The sequence below is a fragment of the Geothrix campi genome, assembly GCF_024609265.1.
Classification (GTDB): Bacteria; Acidobacteriota; Holophagae; order Holophagales; family Holophagaceae; genus Geothrix; species Geothrix campi.
This window is the reverse complement of record NZ_JANHMP010000001.1, coordinates 1,179,663-1,194,988: the sequence shown is the minus strand read 5'-3', so window position 1 is coordinate 1,194,988 and position 15,326 is coordinate 1,179,663. Positions and strand designations below refer to the sequence as shown.

General features: G+C 69.1%; 11 protein-coding genes. 5 read left to right on the top strand and 6 right to left on the bottom strand.

Translation table 11 applies throughout. The features are described 5' to 3' along the window. Positions 1 to 3: 3 nt before the first annotated feature. From NOV65_RS05475 to NOV65_RS05460, 4 genes are read right to left on the bottom strand one after another with little or no spacing between them, the layout of a single operon-like run. Positions 4 to 1,569, bottom strand: coding sequence for a DHA2 family efflux MFS transporter permease subunit (locus NOV65_RS05475; protein ID WP_257304973.1), 1,566 nt, complete (start codon positions 1,567 to 1,569; stop codon positions 4 to 6). Positions 1,570 to 1,585: 16 nt separating this feature from the next. Beyond that, positions 1,586 to 2,698 (bottom strand): HlyD family secretion protein, encoded by a 1,113-nt coding sequence (locus tag NOV65_RS05470; protein ID WP_257304972.1) that lies wholly within the window; start codon positions 2,696 to 2,698, stop codon positions 1,586 to 1,588. 11 nt (positions 2,699 to 2,709) lie between these two features. After that, positions 2,710 to 4,125, bottom strand: coding sequence for a TolC family protein (locus NOV65_RS05465; RefSeq protein ID WP_257304971.1), 1,416 nt, complete (start codon positions 4,123 to 4,125; stop codon positions 2,710 to 2,712). A gap of 38 nt (positions 4,126 to 4,163) precedes the next feature. Further along, entirely contained in the window at positions 4,164 to 4,646 is a 483-nt protein-coding gene (locus NOV65_RS05460) for a MarR family winged helix-turn-helix transcriptional regulator (RefSeq protein WP_257304970.1), read from the bottom strand. Between the two features lie 147 nt (positions 4,647 to 4,793). On the opposite strand from NOV65_RS05460, the gene NOV65_RS05455 reads away from it, so the two are divergent. From NOV65_RS05455 to NOV65_RS05435, 5 genes are all read left to right on the top strand, one after another. Continuing rightward, on the top strand, positions 4,794 to 5,489 hold the full coding sequence (locus tag NOV65_RS05455; RefSeq protein WP_257304969.1) for a nitroreductase family protein: 696 nt from the start codon (positions 4,794 to 4,796) through the stop codon (positions 5,487 to 5,489). Positions 5,490 to 5,590: 101 nt separating this feature from the next. Further along, positions 5,591 to 6,625 (top strand): alpha/beta hydrolase, encoded by a 1,035-nt coding sequence (locus NOV65_RS05450; RefSeq protein ID WP_257304967.1) that lies wholly within the window; start codon positions 5,591 to 5,593, stop codon positions 6,623 to 6,625. Positions 6,626 to 6,679: 54 nt separating this feature from the next. Next, positions 6,680 to 7,114 carry a hypothetical protein gene (locus tag NOV65_RS05445; protein ID WP_257304966.1) on the top strand — a complete coding sequence of 145 codons (435 nt, stop codon included), beginning with the start codon at positions 6,680 to 6,682 and terminating at the stop codon, positions 7,112 to 7,114. A 55-nt stretch (positions 7,115 to 7,169) separates the two neighbouring features. Next, positions 7,170 to 7,916, top strand: coding sequence for a 3-oxoacyl-[acyl-carrier-protein] reductase (gene fabG / locus NOV65_RS05440; RefSeq protein ID WP_257304965.1), 747 nt, complete (start codon positions 7,170 to 7,172; stop codon positions 7,914 to 7,916). A gap of 7 nt (positions 7,917 to 7,923) precedes the next feature. Then, positions 7,924 to 9,855, top strand: coding sequence for a PP2C family protein-serine/threonine phosphatase (locus NOV65_RS05435; protein WP_257304964.1), 1,932 nt, complete (start codon positions 7,924 to 7,926; stop codon positions 9,853 to 9,855). 22 nt (positions 9,856 to 9,877) lie between these two features. Here NOV65_RS05435 and NOV65_RS05430 read toward each other — a convergent pair whose 3' ends face one another. Then, on the bottom strand, positions 9,878 to 12,637 hold the full coding sequence (locus NOV65_RS05430; protein WP_257304963.1) for a serine/threonine-protein kinase: 2,760 nt from the start codon (positions 12,635 to 12,637) through the stop codon (positions 9,878 to 9,880). 48 nt (positions 12,638 to 12,685) lie between these two features. Then, positions 12,686 to 15,232 (bottom strand): response regulator, encoded by a 2,547-nt coding sequence (locus tag NOV65_RS05425; protein ID WP_257304962.1) that lies wholly within the window; start codon positions 15,230 to 15,232, stop codon positions 12,686 to 12,688. Positions 15,233 to 15,326: the final 94 nt, after the last annotated feature.

Sequence of the window (15,326 nt, the reverse complement as noted above, 5' to 3'; positions counted from 1 at the left end):
AGATCAGTCGATGGCCACGGGTCCCGTGGCTCGGCTCCGCCGCATGAGGAAGAGCAGCGGGAAGAGGCAGAAGCAGAGGACCCCCATGAACCAGAAGGTGTCCGAGAAGGCCATCATGCTCGACTGCTTGACCACGGTGCCGTAGGCGGCCCCCTGGGCCATGTGGGCGGCATCCGCCGGTGACAGGCCACCGCGCAGCATGCCCAACTGGGTGGCCCGGTCCAGGAGGCCCTGGTAGGCGGGATCACCTGGGGCCAGGTGGCCGATGAGGTTGGCCTGGTGGAACTGGGAGCGGCGGGACAGCAGCGTGGTGGCGATGGCGATGCCAGTGCTGCCGCCGATGTTGCGGACCAGGTTCATGAGACCTGCGGCATAGGCCGTCTTCTCATGCGGGATGTGCTGGAAGGCGGAGACGTTGATGGGGATGAAGAGAAAGGCGAAGCCCAGGCTCTGCACCACTCGGGACGTCATGGCCGACTGGAAATCCACCTGCAGGTTGAAGCCTGACATCTGGATGAGGCCCAGGCCGCAAGTGAAGAATCCGATACCGATGAGCCAGCGGGTGTCGACCTTCTTCAGCAGCATGGCCACCACCGGCATCATCAGCATGATGGCCAGGCCGCCGGGACTCAGCACCCAGCCGCTCAACAGGGCGGAGTAGCCCAGCAGCGTCTGCAGGAAAATGGGCAGCAGGGCCAGGCTGCCGTAAAGCACGAAGCCGAGCACGAAGAGCATGAGGATGGAGACCGCGAAGGTGCGGTCCTTCAGCAGTCGCAGATCCACAATGGGTCGTTCCTTCCGCAGCTCGTGGAAGATCGCGTAGAGCAGGGTGACCACGGCGACGACTGCGAAGAAGACGATGAAGTTCGAGGAGAACCAGTCCTTGCGCTGCCCCTCGTCCAGGACGATCTCCAGCGAAGCCAGGCCCAGGGTGATGACGCCGATGCCCAGGTAGTCGAACCGGCCGCCCTCCTTGAGGGAGATGCGGTGGAAGGCCGGCGGGTCATGGACCAGCGAGGTGGTGAGCACGATGGACAGGAGGCCCACCGGGATGTTGATGAGGAAGATCCAGTGCCAACTGAAGTTGTCTGTGATCCAGCCACCCAGCACGGGACCGATGATGGGCGCCAGCACGACGCCCATGCCGTAGACGGCCATGGCCGCGCCACGTTTTTCGTGGGGGAAGGTCTCCACCAGGATGGCCTGGGAGATGGGCTGCAGGCCGCCGCCGCCGAGGCCCTGAAGCACCCGGAAGAAGATGAGCCAGCCGAGCGACGGCGCGATGCCGCAGAGGAGCGAAGCCACCGTGAAGATGCTCACGCAGGTGATGTAGAACCGCTTCCGCCCCATGAGGCTGGAGAAGTAGCCCCCCAGCGGCAGCACCACGGCGTTGGCCACCAGGTACGAGGTGAGCACCCAGGTGGTTTCCTCCACCGTGGCCGACAGGTCTCCCGCGATATGCGGCAGCGCCACGTTGGCCACGCTGGTGTCGAGGACCTCCATGAAGGTCGCGATCATCACCGTGAGGGCGATGATCCAGGGGTTGATGGTGCGGTGGGAGGAGGTCACTGGGTCGCTTCCAGGATCACTTCACGATCACCGTAGCCTCGACGTTCATGCCGGGGCGGAGGACGACCTTCTGGGCCTCGGCTTCGTCGATGTGGATCTTCACGGGGATGCGCTGGACGACCTTCACGAAGTTGCCCACGGCGTTCTCGGGGGGCAGCAGGCTCATGCGCGAGCCCGTGGAGCCGGCGATGGAATCCACGTGGCCCTTGAGCACCATGCCGTTCATGTCCACCTTGATCTCCGCTTCCTGGCCGGGCTTCATCCGGGCGAGCTGGGTCTCCTTGAAATTCGCCGTGACCCAGGTCTGGTGCAGGGGGATCAGCGTGAGCAGGCCCTGGCCAGGCTGGATCGTCTGCCCGGCTTCCACGAACTTGCGGGTGACGACGCCATCCACGGGGGCGAGGATCCGGGTGTAGCCGAGCTGGAGTTCCAGGCCCTCCTGGCTGGCGCGGGCCTGGTCCACCTGGGCCTGCGCCGAGGCCAGCCGGGCCTCGGCGGCGCCCACGGCGACTTTGCGGATATCCGCTTCGCGCTGGAGGGAACCGAGCTTCTGCTGAGCGGCCCGCCAGTCGCCGTCGGCCACTTCGGCCTGAGTGCGGAGGCCATCGAACTGCTGCGCGGAAATCTCCTCCCGTTCCGCCAGCGGCTTCATGCGCTGGACATCGGTCTTCGCCTTGTCGAGGCTGGCCCGCTTGGAATCCAGGTTGGCCTTGGCGGTCTCCAGGTCCGAGCCCTTGGCCTGCTGGAAGGCCACCCGCGCCCGCTCCAGATCGGCCCGGGCACCTTCAACCTGCGCCTTGGCCTGGGCGAGGGCGGCTTTCGCCTGATCCAGTTTCGCCTGGATGTCCCGGGGGTCCATGGCCACCAGAGGATCCCCGGCTTTCACGGCCTGGTTGTCCTCCACCAGCACTTTGTCCACGGTGCCGTAGACGCGGCAGGAGACCGGCACCAGATGGCCGTCCACCTGGGCATCGTCCGTGCTCACGCGATCGCGGGAGTAGAGCCAGAGGCCACCGCCCAGGAGCAGGGCGATGGGCGTGCCGATGAGCAGGGCTCTCAGGGCCTTGGACATGCCGGCGGCGGCGGCTCCGCTGGGGGTGTCCTGAACGGTGGAAGCTTCTTGATTCATGGGGGTCTCCATCAGCGGGCGAAGAACGATTCAAGCTGCCCCGTGGCCCGGGCCAGGTCCGCGCGGGACTGGTTCAGGCGGTAGAGGGCGCTGATCTGGTTGTCGGCGGCGCGCGCCAGTTCGTCCTGGGCGTTGATCACTTCGATGTTGTTGCTCACGCCGGCTTCGAAGCGATGTCGGGCCTGGGTGAGCGCTTCCGTGGACAGAGATACGGCGAGGTTGGCCACCTCCACCTCGTGGGCGGCGGCATCCAGCTCCGCCTGCGCCACCTGGACCTCGTAGCCCACCTGAGCCCGGACCTCGCGCCGAGCCTCCTGCACCCGGCTCTGCTCGGACTTGGCGCGCGAGATCTGGGAGGACACCAGGCCGCCGGTGAATAGCGGCACCCGGAGGCCCAGCGAGATCTGGTACGTGTTGACCCAAGGCTCGGACTGCAGGCCTGTGGAACCATACGTCCCGGTGGCGACGAGGGTGGGCAGGCGCAGGCCCTGGGCGGCCTGGCGCAGATTCTCGGCGGCCTTCTCCCGGGCCTCCAGCGCCGCGAGCTCGGGGCGCTGGGTCAGGCCCGCCTGATAGGCCTCCTCGAAGCCGCCCGCAGGCAGGGCGGGAGCCGCGAGGGTGTCCGCCAGTTCGATATGCGTGCCGGGCTTCAGGTCCAGCAGGCGGCCCAGGCCAGCCAGGGCCGTGAAACGCTGGGTCTGGGCCTGGATGAGGCGCTGGCGCTCGGTCTGCAGCTGGAGCTGGGCACGCAGCGTGTCGAGCTTGGTGCCGACCCCCTGTTTCTGCTGGTTCTCCGCCAGCTTGGCCAGGGCCTCCGCCAGGTCCACGCGGGATTCCCCCGCCTGCACCGAGGCGGCCGCGCGGAGGGCACGCAGGTACTGGCCCACCACCAGGGCGGCGATCTCCTCGCGCACGGCGCGGCCCTGGGCGCGGGTGGCGTCCTCCGCGTTCCGGGAGGCCCGCCACTTCTTCCAGAGGCTCAGGTCGAAGAGCGAGACCTGGGCTTCAACCCCCACCTGGCCCCAGTTGAAGGGACCCACCACCTCGGGGCCGTGGGGCTGCGGCAGGCCCATCAAGGCGTCCAGGTTGTACTTGTTGCGCTGTCCGATGGCCTGGGCGGCCACGGTGGGCATGAGCGCCGCGGCAGCGGCCCGGCGGTCGTCGCCGCTTTCCGCGATGGTCAGCAGCGACTGCTGCACCCGCGGGTTCTGGTCGAGGGCGGTCCGCAGGGCCTGGGCCAGGGTGAGCTGCACGGTCGGGTACGGACTGACCGCCGGGGCGGATGCCGGTGCGGACGCCGGGCCGGGCGCCTGGACAAGTGGAACCTGGGCCCAGGTTGCGCCCGCGCCCACCAGGGCGAGCAGGAGCACCCGGCCCCGGCCGTGGGCACGGGAGGCGCCAAGGGCTCGGGAGCTGGTGCGGGACATGAAGGCCTCCATCGGTCTTGAGAACGGTCTGTTGCGGGTCATGCGGACAGGTCGCTGTTGGCCCTGATCCGGTTCAGGAACCCCTTGAGCTGCTCCAGTTCCTCCCGCGTGAAGCCCTTCAGGTGCGCGTTCAGCACCTTGATGGCCACGGGGGGCAGGTGGGGCAGCAGCTCCTGGCCGGCCTCCGTGAGCTCCAAGTGCGTGACCCGGCGGTCCGTGCTGCTCGGAACGCGGCGGATCAGGCCCTTCTCCTCCAGACGATCGAGCATCCGCGTCATGGAGCCGGTGTCGCAGTGGCCGAAGCGGCAGAGCTCGGCGGCCGTGGACGCGCACCCCCGCGCGATGCGCATGAGGATCACCCACTGCGCCCCGGTGATGCCCATGCCCTGGTTGGCCATTTCATCATCGAACCCCGTCAGGATCCGCCGGGAGGCATCCGCGATGAGGCGCCCGATGCTCTCCTCCGGGTTGTAGTTCTCGGGGGTGTACAGCGGCCCGGTCTCCTTCGGATCGGTGTTCATGGGGTGGGCTCCATTTCAATGCCTAAGCAATCACTGTCAGAGCAGCAATATTGAGTAGTCCTGAGCCCACTGTCAACGGCCTATCGTCCACGCCCGGGTCTGCCTAGCCGGAAGGGGGACAATGGGAGGCGTTTGCAGGAGGTTGCCGTGTTCCGTGCACCCGTCCTTCGTCCGGCCCTGCTGTCCGTCCTGCTGGGGGTGGTGTTGGGTTCCGCCCAGGCGCCACCGGCGGCCCCTCCCAGGGAATCCTTGGCCTTGCCGGCCCCGTCGGCCGGGACAGTGCCATTGGACGCGACCCTCCAGGCGCGACGGACCACGCGGGACCTCGCGGGCCCGGCCCTTTCCCTGGCAGAGGCCGCGCAGCTCCTGTGGAGCGCCCAGGGCGAGAACCGCCCCGGCCGGCGCACGGTCCCCAGTGCCCATGCCCGCTATCCGCTGGGCCTGTACCTCGTCACCGAGGGGAGTCCCACCCTCGGGCCGGGCACCTACTGCTACTTGCCGAATACCCACACCCTCCGGACGGTCGGGACCAGGGGCGTTTCGGCCCTGTTCGGCTCCATCCGGGCGATGCAGCCCTGGATCGTCAAGGCCCCTTCGGTCTTCGTGGTCACGGGAACGCCCCTGAACCTGTCTTCCCGGGGTTCCGCCGCGAAGATGGACTATACCTTCTGGGAGGCGGGCGCGGCCTCCCAGGCGCTGCTGCTCCAGGCCGCGGCCCTGGCGCTCGGCAGTGGCGTGGCCTCCGGCGTGGATCTGGCCGCGATAGGGACCGCCCTGGGCCTGCCGCCCGAGGAGAAGGTCCTCGTCCTGCTGCCCGTGGGGCGGATGAAGCCGGGCCAGTGAGCCGGCGTGAACCTTCGGCGAGGCCGGCCCACTGAACTGGGGAGGCCGGCGCTTCGTCTACCCTGAAGGGCAAGGACGTCGCCCGCGACTCCGGAGGTTTCATGAACCCTGTCTGGCTCTGCCTTCCCACTGCGGCCTTCGTGGCCATGGCCCAGGCCACGCCCGTCCAGGCACCAGCCACGCCCGCTCCGGCGGCAGCCACGCCCGCCCCGGCGCCGGATCGAGAGGTCACTTTCCCCGGCTTCAACGCCTTCCCGCTGAAGGGCAGTGTCAAGGCGGGCGGCGCCCATCCCTACTTCGCGGTGATGGTGGCGGGCTCGGGCCCCACGGACCGCGACTGGTCCAATCCCCTGATCCCGACGCCGAGCCACGGCGGGCGCGACTTCGCCGCCTGGTTGCAGGGGCGGGGCATCGGCTCCCTGCGCTACGACAAGCGCTTCATCGGCTCGAAGGATCCCAAGCTCGACATCTCCCTCGACGCCCAGGTGGGCGACCTCAAGGCGGCGCTGCAGGCGGCCCGTGCCCTTCCGGAGGCCCGGGGGAAGAAGCTGCTCCTCGTGGGCCACAGCGAGGGCGCGCTGCTGTCCCTGTTGGCCGCCGGAGAGGCGGACGCAGCCCTGCTGCTGGCCATGCCGGGCTTCAGCATGGGGCGCGTGATCCTGGCCCAGGTGAAGGCCCAGCTGGACGCGGCCGGGGCCCCCGCGGAAGTGGCCCAGGCCAATCTCGGCTACCTGGAGGGGGCCCTGGCCTCGATCCGCCAGGACCAGGCCCTGCCCGAAGCCGGCGCCCAGGTGGCCCCCGGTGTCCATCGGCTGGCCCGGTTGCTGGCCAAGCCCGAGAGCCGGGGGTTCGTGCGCGCCACCCTCGACCTGGATCCCTGGGCCCTGGCCCAGCGCCTGCCGGTGCCCTGCGCCGTGGTCTGGGGCGACCGGGATGTGCAGACCTGGCGGCCGGACGCCGTGCCTCCCGGGTTCAAGGGCACCGTCATCGAAGTGCCGGAGGCGAACCACCTCCTGAAGCGGGAGACTCGGCCCCGGGCCGGCCTGGATGGAGCCTCGGCCGCCGCAGCCTACGGTGACCAGACTCCCCTGGCGAATCTCGACCCAGTGGGCCGGTGGCTGGAAGCCTTGAAATAGGTAGAAACAGGATGGGGATCGTTTCATCATAGGAAAAGATCTTCCGAGGTATTCATGTTTTCCATCCGACTCCTGTCGCTTGTGATCGCTCTATCCGCAGCCCGGACGGCGCTCGCCACCGAGACCTGGGAAGCGGCCTCCTCGCGGCTCCAGGCCCATGTGGACGCCCGGCAGGGCCAGGGCGCCATCGTGCAGCTCGAGCGCGTGGACGCGGGGACCGTCCGGGTCAGCCTGAAGGCCCTCTGGCCCCGGTTCCTCCGGGCCAGTTTCCAGGGCGGCGGTGAGTCGCGTCTCCGCCATCGCCTCTGCCAGATGGAGGCCCGAGGCGCCGAGACGCTCATCGGCACCACCCGGATCGAACCCGGGACCACCCACCTGGACGTGCGTCTCCACGGCTCGGACTTCAATCCCAAGATCAGGCTGCGGGTGCCCGCCCCCGGCCAGACCGAGGTGGACACGGTGCTCATGAGCGGCAGTCCCGACGCCTGAACGGGCTGTCCGGCAGTGCCTTGCTAGACTGGACCTTCACTCATTCGGAGGTCCCATGTTCCGCCTCGACGGCAAGATCGCCCTCGTCACCGGCGCCAGCCAGGGCATCGGCGAAGCCATCGCGAAGCGCCTGGCCGCCCAGGGCGCCACGGTGGTCTGTGCCGCCCGCACGCTGAGGAAGCTCCAGGAGGTGGCGGATGCCATCACGGCGGAAGGCGGCAAGGCCGAGGTGGTGGTGGCCGACCTGGCGGATGGGGCCTCTGTTCGCGCCGCGGTGGCCACGACGGTGGAGCGCTTCGGCGCCATCCACATCCTGGTGAACAACGCGGGCATCACCCGCGACAAGCTGCTCATCCAGATGAAAGAGGAAGACTGGGACGCGGTGATCGACACCAACCTCAAGGGCGCGTGGACGGCCATCCAGGCGGCCACCAAACCCATGATGAAGCAGCGCTGGGGCCGCATCATCAACATCGCCTCGGTGGTGGGCCAGATGGGCAACGCCGGCCAGGCGAACTATGTGGCGGCCAAGGCGGGCCTCATCGGCCTCACCAAGTCCGTGGCGCGGGAGCTGGCCAGTCGCAACGTGACCGCCAACGCGGTGACGCCGGGCTACATCGAGACCGCCATGACCGCGGGTCTGCCCGCGGAGGTGAGGGCCGAGTTCACCAAGCAGATCCCCCTGGGCCGCATGGGCACCGGCGACGACATCGCCGCTTCCGTGGCCTTCCTGGCGAGCGACGAGGCGGGCTACATCACCGGCCAGGTCCTCAGCGTCAACGGCGGCATGTTGATGGTCTGAGCCGATCATGCCGTCCCGGAGCCTGGATCTGATCCGCCGCGGCTGGGCCGCCTTCCGCTTCCGCCGCCACTGGCCCTGGGTGGCGCTGGCCGTCGGCCTGCTCCTCTCCCGGCGGCCCGTGGACTCGGGTTGCGCCGCGGTGGTGGCCTGGATCGGCGGTCTGGTGCTCCTCCTCCGCGGGCTGCGCTGGATCTGGGATCGGTTGCTGTTCCGGGTGTCCCGGCGGCTCTGGATGATCCTCGCCCTGATGTCCGTGCTCCCCGTGGTGGCCCTGGGCTTGATGCTCATCTCCGTGAGCTGGCTGGGACTCGGCGCGCAGGTGAGCCGTTCCACCCAGCAGACCCTGACGGCCTGGGAGGAGGCCTTGAAGGTGGCCAATGCCGAGCCCTCCGGGGCCGCGGCCCTGCAGGCCCTCCACACCTATGGCGGCGCCTGGGTGGAGCACGCGCCACAATTGCCCGAAGGCGTCAGTGACACGTTCGTCGGCATGGTCTGGGCCGACAGCCACGATGCGGACCAGGCCGGGGGCCGCAAGGATACCTACCTCCGGGCCGTGCGGAAGGAACCCGGCGGCTATCGGATCCTCTCGCTCAACCTCGGCATCCTCGGCGACCGCGCCCAGGCTCTGGCGGGGGGGCAGGTGGTGTTCCAGCTGACTCCGCGGAAGGAAGGCCGCGAGGGCGCGGAGACCTTGCAGATCAAGACCGGCGACCGGCGCACGGAGCGGGACGCCCCCATCCTCGTGGGCCAGCGGGAGACCCTCGCGACCTGGACCAAGGGGAAGCCGCTCCAGGGCTCCGGATTGTTCGCCCCCTTCAACCTGCCGCCTCTGGCGTTCCCCATCCTGGACTGGTCCACGGGGCGCCCCATGGTGCTGACCGCGACCCCCGAGACCAACCTCTATGCCCTGTTCGCGGGCTTCCGCTCCGGCGAACGCCAGGCGCTGTCCGAGGGCACCGTGAAGGCCATCGTCGTGGTCGCCCTGGCGCTCATGGGCTTGCTGCTGGCCCAGGCCGTGGCGGCGGTCCTGGGGCTGGTCCTGGCCTGGTCCCTCGGCCGGGCGGTGAACGATCTGGATGGCGGGGTGAAGCGCCTCAGCCTCGGCGATTTCTCCACGCGCATCCGGCCGCGGGGCAGGGATCAGGTGGCCCAACTCTCCACGGCCTTCAACGACATGGCCGCCCGCCTCCAGGCCGCGGCCTCCGAGCGGGAGGAGCGCCTGCGGATGGAGGAGGAACTGCGTGTGGCCCGCGAGGTCCAGATGCGGCTGCTGCCGGACCTGGAGGCCCTGCGGATGCCTTCGGTGCGGGCCACCATCCTGCCGGCCCGCGAGGTGGCGGGGGACTACTACGACCTGTTCCCCCTGGCGGACGGGAGCCTGGCCTTCCTGATCCTGGATGTGAGCGGGAAGGGGACCAGCGCCGCCTTCTACGCCGCGGAGACCAAAGGCGTGCTGTCGGCCCTGGACAAGGAGGCCCTCAGCCCCGTCGAGGTGGCCGATCGCCTCAATGGCATCTGGTGCCAGGGCCATGACCGCCGGCTCTTCCTCACCCTCGCCTACGGCACCTTCCACCCCCGGACGGGCCGCTACCAGTTCGTGCGGGCGGGTCACCCCTCCGCCTTCCTGCGCCGCGTGGATGGCCGCGTGACGCGCCTCCACCCCGGCGGCCTGGGCGTGGGGCTCAGCGCCACCCGGTTCAAGGACACGCTGGAGCCCAGCGAGGGCGTCCTGGAACCCGGCGACAGCCTGATCTTCTACACCGATGGGTTGTCCGAGGCCCAGGCGCCGGATGACACCTTCTACGGCGAAGACCGGCTGGAGGCCCTGCTCGCCGGTCCCACCGAGGACCTGCAGGCCACCATCCTTGCGGATGTGGTGGCCTTCACTCAGAGCCGTCCGCTGGCGGACGACCTGACCCTGCTCATCCTGAAGCGTTGACCGGGCCCCTCTCAGCAGCGGCCTAGCGCAAAGCCTCCTTCAGCTCCCGTACGATCTCCGGGGCCTGGATGCGGGCCTCGCCGAGGGCCTTCGCGAAGAGGAGCTTCGCCTCCTCCGCTCGACCCTCGCTGCGGGCCAGCCACGCCTGGGCGCGAAGGATGTAGGGCGTCTCCTCGGTGGATAGGGCCCGGCTCCGGTCGAGCAGGGCGCGGGCCATGCCGCGCCGGCCCTCCCGGGCCATGCATTCGGCTTCAGCGGCCAGGCAGTGCGTCTCCATGAGGGCGTCTTGCAGCTCCTGGTGGAGGGCGAGGGACTGCCGGTAGAACGTGCGGGCCACGTCGTAGCGGCTGGCATCCCGATTGATCTCCCCCAGGTTGTAGAGGGCCGTGGCCTCCATGGGACGAAGCTGGGTCTTGCGGGCCTGCTCGAGGCACTGGCGTTCCAGGCCCTCGGCGCGGTCCAACTCGCCCCGCGCCTGGGCGACGCTGGCCAGGCCCATCAGGGAGTAGGCCAGGCCGTTGGCGTCGCCGATGGTTTCACGCAGCGACTGCGCCTTGCGGAAGAAGGTCTCGGCCCGGTCCAGGCCGCCTTCCTGGGCCAGCGCCAGGTCCCCCAGGTTGTTGGTGATGAAGGATTCGCCCCAGCGGTCGCCATAGGCCTGTACGGTCTGGAGGGCGCTCTGGTAGCGGGCTTCCGCGTCCTTGAGGTGGCCGCGCTCCTTTTCGAGCACGGCCAGGTTGTTCAGGGATCGGGTGGCGTTCAACTGGTCGCCCAGGCGCTGGTACATGGCCAGGGCCTGCTGGTACTCAGCCTCCGCCTCGGCGGGTTTGTGCTGGCGCTGGAAGTTCACCCCGAGGGTGGCGCGGATGCCGGCTTCGAAGGAAGTCTCCCCAAGGGCCTTGGCCAGGTCGAGGGCCTCGCGGCCGATGCGGTCCGAAGCCTCCCACTGGCCCCGATCGCCGTGCCGCACGGAGAGGTAGTGGAGGGCCTTCATCTCGCTGACGCGATCCCCCTGGGCACGGGCGGACCAGCGGGCCCATTGGAACACCGGCTCGGGGGGGACATCGGCCAGGCGGCTGAGGCACCGGGCATAGCCGAGGATCGCCGGCGCGAAATCAGGAGCCTTCAGCGCCGCGGACTGGAACGCCGGTGCGGCCTCCTTGAAATCCCCCCGGTCCATGAGGTCGGCGCCGCGGACATAGGCCTCCAGGGCTTCAGGAGCCACGGGCAGCATCGCCTTGGGCTGGGAGGCCAGGGGATCCACGGCCTTGATGAGTTCCGCCGCCACCTTGCGGGCCAGGGGCAGGGACACGGCCACGCGGTCGCTGGCCTCGCGGGTTTCGCCGGCATGGCGGACCTTTCCGGAGGCGTCCCGGAGCTCATAGGCCAGCACCACCGAGGTACCGCTGCCCCGAGTGAGGGTGCCGCGCAGGACCAGCTGGGCGCCCAGGGCGGCGATCAGGCGGGTCTGATCCTCCGCGGGGATCGGCCCCCGGAGCGCCAGGCGCAGGGCCGCGCGGCCTCGGGCCAGGCTGTCGCCATCCACGGGCGCGAGCTTGGCCTGGCCGCCCAGAGAGGTCTCGAGCATCTGCGGCAGCACGAGCTGCGTCATGGAATCCAGCCGGTCATCCCCGGTGGCGTTGGTGAAGGGCAGGACCGCGAGCCGCGCGGGGCGCTGGCGGGTCAGGTCGGCGATGATCCCCCGGGACGTGAACCAGTTCACGCCCGCGGCCAGGGCCAGCGCGCCGAGGGCAGAGGCACCGGCCCAGCGCAGGGCGCTGCGGGGCCGAAGCAGGTCGTCGAGCCGTCGGCCCACCTGAGCTGCGGTGGGCCGCTTGAAGGGGTGGGCGTCCAGCATGGCCAGCAGCAGCTCGGCGGCTCCCGAGGGCAGGCCGCGGACCTTGAGATCCCGGTGGCCGCCCCGGACGATGGCCAGCATCCGCGCCCGTCCTTCGCCGGGGAAGGGATGCTCTTTCGCGAGCAGTTCCCAGGCGAGGATGCCGAGGGAGAACACATCGCTGGAGGAACCCGCCGCCTGGCCCTGGATCTGCTCTGGGGACGCATAGCTCGGGCTCCCCATGAAGGTCCCGGCCTGGGTGATCCGCTCCCAGGCCTGGTTGCCGGAGGGTTCCTCGCCACCCTCGACGGCCGTGCAGTCCTTCGCCCGTTCGGCCTCTTCCATGGCTTTGAGGGTGGCCAGGGTCGGCACCCCCGAGGGCGTGGTGCGGCTTTCCCCCGGGCCCGACGGATCCACCAGCCGCGCCAGGCCGAAGTCGAGCACCTTCACCTGGAGCTTCCGGCTGCCCGGCGCCTGGGCCACCATGACGTTGCCGGGCTTCAGATCGCGGTGGATCAGCCCCTTCGCGTGAGCGGCTTCCAGGGCGTGGGCCACGGCACTGACCACCTGGAGCTTCTCGCGCACGGTGAGATCTGGCGCGGCCTGGTCCAGGGTGCGCCCCTCGATGAGTTCCATGGCGATGTAGGTGCCGCTGGGGCTTTCCATCCAGTCGTGCACCTGGCAGACATTCGGATGGTTGAGCTGGGCCAGGGCCAAGGCCTCGCGCCGGAAGCGCTCCGGTGCGGAGGCCTCGCGATCGGCACCCGCCCGCAGGGCCTTCAGCGCTACGCTGCGTTCGAGCGTCGGATCCCAGGCCTGGTAGACCTCGCCCATGCCGCCGGTGCCCAGCAGGGCCTCTACGCGGAACCGGCCCACCTGCGTGCCGGCTTCCAGAATCCGCCTCCGGAAAGAGGGCGCGGACTCGGCATCGGATTCATTGGACATTTGGGCACCGGCGATTTTTTTTACCTTACTACCACGCGGCGCGGATTGTCACATGTCTTTGGGGCCTTTTCCCACGGCGCCCAGCACGGTCTGCTCCAGGGTGCGCAGGGTGTAGGGCTTCTGGAGGAAGGCGGTGAGGCCGCGGCCCATGAAGTCCTGGAGGGATTCCTGCTCGCTGTAGCCGCTGCTGAGGATCACCGGGAGCTGGGGCAGGATGCGGCGGATCTCCTGGAAGGCCTCCCGCCCATCCATGTGCGGCATGGTGAGGTCCATGAGCACCACGTCGACCTCGCCGCCCCGGTGGTGGAGGACGTCCAGGGCCTCGAACCCGTTCCCGGCCGTGATGACGGTGAGGCCAAGCGATTCCAGGGCGGCGGCGGCCGCTTCGCGGATCATCTCCTCGTCATCCACGAGCAGCACCGTGACCCGCCCCGAGGGCGCGGGTGCGGCGGCCGGCGCGGGTGCGGCCTCGCCAAGGACTTCGCTGGCGGGGAAGAGCAGCTTGAAGGTCGTGCCATGGCCCGCTTCGCTGTAGATCCGAAGGCCGGCGTGGTGGCCCCGGAGGATGCCCACCGTGGCCGACAAGCCCAGGCCGCGGCCCGAGAGCTTGGTGGTGAAGAAGGGCTCGAAGATGCGGGCCTGGATCTCCGGCGTCATCCCGCAGCCGCTGTCGCTCACCTCCAGGGTCACGTAGGCGCCCGGCGCCAGGTCCTGGCCCTGGAAGACCTGGTCGAGGTAGGCGCGGTCCACCTCGAGGCTGCCGGTGCTCAGGCGGATGGTGCCTTCGGTCTCGCCGATGGCGTCCGCCGCATTGGTGACCAGGTTCATGATCACCTGCTGGATCTGGGCCGCGTCGGCCTCCACCAGGGGCAGCACCGGGGCCAGCTGGAACCGGAGGGCGATCTTCTTCGGGATGGAGACTTCGAGCAGGTGGGTGACTTCCTGCACCACATGGTTCAGGTCGTAGGGGCGCACCACGAAGCGGCCCTTGCCGGAGTAGGCGAGCATCTGGCGGGTGAGATCCGCGGCCCGGTGGATGATCTGCTCCAGGCTGTCCAGGTGGGGCATGGCGGGCGATTCGGGGGCGAGCTTCAGCTGAGCCACGTTCATGTGGCCCAGCATGGCGGTGAGCAGGTTGTTGAAGTCATGGGCGATGCCGCCCGCGAGCACGCCCAGGCTCTCCAGCTTCTGCGCGTGCTGCATCTGCCGTTCGAGCAGCAGCCGGGCCTCCTCCGCGTTGCGTCGTTCCAGTTCCGCGGCGGCCCGGGTGGAGAAGATCCGCAGCAGGGCGGCGACCTCCGCAGGGGAGGCCGGAGAAGCGCGATGGAGCACGGCCAGCACGCCGAGGGTCCGGCCCTGGGAATCGACGAGGGGGGCGCCGATATAGCTATCCGCATTTTGATCGCGCAGCATCCCGCAGGTGGGGAAGCTCTCCTGGACATGGGCGGCGAACACGCAGACCTCGCCGCGGAGGGCTCGCTCGCACGGGGTTCCAGCCTGGGCGTATTCGAAGTTCTCTCCGGGAACGCCTCTGGAGAAGACCGACAGGGTGCGGATCCGCCCCGCGTCGCCGGCGCTGAGGCACTCTCCGATGAAGGCCACGTCCGCTTCCGTGGCCTGGGCCAGGTGTTTGACCAGCTCGTGGAGGAAGGATTCCCCCGTGGCGGCGGAAAGGCCGTTGACCATGTGGAGGATCTGCTCCGCCACCCGCTTCCGTTCCGCCAGTTCCCGCTCAAGGCCCCGATTCAAATCCCTGATCTCTGCCGTGGCCTTCCCAACCTTGCGTCGGAAGGTGAACGCCACCGCGATGGACAGGGCGAGCGCCGCGAGGATGGCCAGGCCCGTCCGCCAGGCCCAGGGGGGCAGCCCCACCTTCGATTGGGGGGACAGCCAGCGGTTGATGGCCCGGTGGTAGCCGGAGTCGGGCCGGTTCCGCCCGTCGCGGAGGTAGGCGTCCAGCGCCGCCAGCAGATCGCCGTTCTGCCCTTCCCGGGTGGCGAAGTGGTGATCGAAGGGGCTGAAGACCACCGGGGTGCGCTCCACCCCGTACAAGGATTCCTGAGAGTAGCCGTAGATATTGGAGGTCACGCCCCCGTCGGCATGCCCATCGGCCACGGCCTGGAGCACATCGGAAAAGCCGTTGTATTCGCTGAAGACGGCGGAAAGGTTGAACTGGGTGCAGAGCTCCCGGAAATGCTCGCCATTGATGTCCCCCCGCATGAGGGCGATGCGGCGGTTGCGGGTGTCCAGCACATTGGTGATGCCGGAGCCGGGATGGGTGTACAGGATGCTCCACACCGTGAACGAGGGTTCCTGCCCGTAGTCCAGATAGCGATCGCGCTCCGGGGTGTAGGCCACGCAGGTGAGCAGGTCCACTTCACCGGACTGGACCCGGTCGAGGCTTTCCTGCCAGGTGCCGGGGACGAAGCGCAGGTCCCAGCCCTCCTTGGCCGCCACCTCCCGGAGCATGTCCACGTAGAAGCCATAGGGTTCCCCCTGTTTGTCCATGAAGATGGCCGGAACATTGGGGAACACCGCCACCTTGACCACCCGCTGCGGAGCCGCGGCCAAGCCGATGGCCGAGATGAGGGTCATCAGGGTGATCGTCAGATATTTCCTGAAGGGTGGTAGTAAAAAATACGTTTTTGACATAGTCCTGCCTAGGGCTCCATCGTCATAAACCACCGCC

Bases quoted from the DNA above. Each gene is read 5' to 3' on its own strand.
- NOV65_RS05470 (WP_257304972.1), bottom strand. From the start codon at position 2,698: ATGAATCAAGAAGCTTCCACCGTTCAGGACACCCCCAGCGGAGCCGCC.
- NOV65_RS05465 (WP_257304971.1), bottom strand. From the start codon at position 4,125: ATGTCCCGCACCAGCTCCCGAGCCCTTGGCGCCTCCCGTGCCCACGGC.
- NOV65_RS05460 (WP_257304970.1), bottom strand. From the start codon at position 4,646: ATGAACACCGATCCGAAGGAGACCGGGCCGCTGTACACCCCCGAGAAC.
- NOV65_RS05450 (WP_257304967.1), top strand. From the start codon at position 5,591: ATGAACCCTGTCTGGCTCTGCCTTCCCACTGCGGCCTTCGTGGCCATG.
- NOV65_RS05445 (WP_257304966.1), top strand. From the start codon at position 6,680: ATGTTTTCCATCCGACTCCTGTCGCTTGTGATCGCTCTATCCGCAGCC.
- fabG (WP_257304965.1), top strand. From the start codon at position 7,170: ATGTTCCGCCTCGACGGCAAGATCGCCCTCGTCACCGGCGCCAGCCAG.
- NOV65_RS05435 (WP_257304964.1), top strand. From the start codon at position 7,924: ATGCCGTCCCGGAGCCTGGATCTGATCCGCCGCGGCTGGGCCGCCTTC.
- NOV65_RS05430 (WP_257304963.1), bottom strand. From the start codon at position 12,637: ATGTCCAATGAATCCGATGCCGAGTCCGCGCCCTCTTTCCGGAGGCGG.
- NOV65_RS05425 (WP_257304962.1), bottom strand. From the start codon at position 15,232: ATGACCCTCATCTCGGCCATCGGCTTGGCCGCGGCTCCGCAGCGGGTG.